Annotated in this window: 2 protein-coding genes and 1 pseudogene; all 3 read right to left on the reverse strand. The window is 75.0% G+C overall.

The genetic code is table 11. From position 1 onward, the window contains the following. Window positions 1-393: FAD-dependent oxidoreductase (locus G3I65_RS07465; RefSeq protein WP_160695432.1), on the reverse strand; the 393-nt coding region annotated here is incomplete at its 3' end. Next, window positions 393-1,163 carry an SDR family oxidoreductase gene (locus G3I65_RS07470; protein WP_160695433.1) on the reverse strand — a complete coding sequence of 257 codons (771 nt, stop codon included), beginning with the start codon at window positions 1,161-1,163 and terminating at the stop codon, window positions 393-395. The genes G3I65_RS07465 and G3I65_RS07470, both read right to left, overlap by 1 nt. Beyond that, window positions 1,163-1,422: pseudogene (locus G3I65_RS07475) on the reverse strand (oxidoreductase); the annotation flags it as partial. The pseudogene G3I65_RS07475 and the gene G3I65_RS07470, both read right to left, overlap by 1 nt.

A 1,422-nucleotide genomic window follows, 5' to 3' on the forward strand; every position in this document is an offset into this window, starting at 1 on the left:
GAGCGTGCGCAGCGGGTGCACCCCGGCGAGCCGCTCGGCGCCGGGCAAGCCGCGGGCCTGGGCGCCGGTGGCGATGACGAGCCGGTCGTAGCCCAGCGCGACACCGGCGACCGTGATGGTCCGGGCCTCGGTGTCCAGCCCGGTCGCGGGGGCGCCGAGCCGCAGGTCCACGCCGAGGTCGTGGCGGAGGAAGCCGGCCGAGCGGAAGGTCGGGACCGTCGGTTCCGCGGTGGCTTCGAGGAACAGCTTGGACAACGGCGGCCGGTCGTAGGGCAGGTGTTCCTCCGCGCCGACCAGGACGAGGTGCCCGTCGAACCCGGCCTCGCGGGCGGCCTCCACCGCGCGGACCCCGGCCAGCGAGGCACCCACCACGACCAGGCGCTGCCGCGGCATCACAGGTCCTGGCCGAGCATCGTGCCGCCGGTGGCGTCGATCCACGCGCCGGTGACCCACCGCGCTTCGGGACTGGCGAGGAAGGCCACCACTTCGGAGATGTCTTCGGGCCGGCCGAGCCTGCCGAACGCCGAAAGGCCGGACAGCGCCGCCCGCAGCCAGGGCTCGGCCCGCACCAGGTCGCCGGTGTCGACGACGCCGGGTGCCACCGTGTTGACCGTGATGCCCCGGGCGCCCAGGTGCCGCGCGAAGTGGAGGGTGATCATCTCGAGGGCGGCCTTGCTCATCGCGTGCGCCACCTCCGGCGGGTTCGCGAACCTGGTGAGCCCGGTGGAGATGTTGACGATGCGCCCGCCGTCGGGCATCAGCGGCAGCGCCCGCTGCACGATGAAGAGCGGGGCCTTCGCGTTGACCGCCATGAGCCGGTCGAAGTGCTCCGGCGTGACCTCCTCGGGGGCCACGGTGCCGAGCACGGCCGCGTTGTTGACCAGGATGTCGAGCTCCACGCGGTCGGCGTGCTCCTTGAGTCCCGCCTCCAGCCCTTCGAAGAGGACGTCGACGTCACCGGGCACCCCCAGCTCGGCCAGCACGGGGAACGCCCGCCCTCCCGCGTCTTCGATGGCGCGCACGGTCTCGGCCACCCCGTCGGCGTCCTGCCCGGAATGCACCGCTGTCACGGCTCCCGCACTCGCGAGCCGCAGCGCGGTGGCCCGGCCGATCCCCCGGCTCGACCCCGTGACCAGCGCGGTCTTGCTTCCCAGCTGCACCATCACCCGCTCCCCTCGGCGCCGAACCAGCGACGCAGCGCGCTTTCGACGTCGGTCCCGTCACCCGCGACCCACCCGACGTGGCCGTCCGGCCGCACGAGCACGGCCTCGGTCCCGGCCAGCGGCCCGTCCGGCACCGGCTCGGCCGAGACGGTGTCCACCCGGTCCGCCCAGGGCCCGGCCGGTTCCGCCCAGTGCCCGGCGGTGAGATCGAGCAGCACGCCCCGGCCGGAGCGGAGCAGGCTCGCGGTGCCGGGCCGGG

Source organism: Amycolatopsis sp. SID8362 (assembly GCF_010550475.1).
GTDB classification, from domain to species: Bacteria; Actinomycetota; Actinomycetes; order Mycobacteriales; family Pseudonocardiaceae; genus Amycolatopsis; species Amycolatopsis eburnea.